Source organism: Dellaglioa sp. CoH-55-MRSF-8 (assembly GCF_056782195.1).
The window spans coordinates 1-341 of the sequence record NZ_JBXAYH010000129.1; the positions used below are offsets into that span (position 1 = coordinate 1).

The 341-nt window shown below is 56.3% G+C and carries 1 protein-coding gene; it reads left to right on the forward strand.

The window, feature by feature from the left end; genetic code table 11:
• Positions 1-192, forward strand: a 192-nt coding sequence (locus AC1RPW_RS08225; RefSeq protein WP_481769477.1) for a hypothetical protein, incomplete at its 5' end; no start/stop codon positions are given.
• Between the last annotated feature and the right edge of the window lie 149 nt (positions 193-341).

Genomic DNA, 341 nt, shown 5'->3' on the forward strand with positions numbered 1-341 from the left:
CTCACATCTGGAGGCGATATGTTTCAAGTAACGCAGGAATTCGTGTTCTGTTCAGGCGTCGCTGTCGGGGCCCTGAGCGCGATTTGCATTATTGCCAGTTTCGCTTATCCAGATGGCTGGTTTGATAAACCGCAGCCGCGTCGGTTCCATGACATCGACGACGGTTCCTATCGTGGGAAGTCCGTGCGATGAACGAACTCTGGGAAAACCCGCTATACACGGTGGAAGAGCGTCTGGAAATGGCGGTCGGTGGCATCCTGTTCCGTGACAGGTGCCTGAAGCAAGCATACGAGCGCCTCAATCAGGCGAACCAAAGGCTGCGGGAGGTCGCGGAGTTGGCG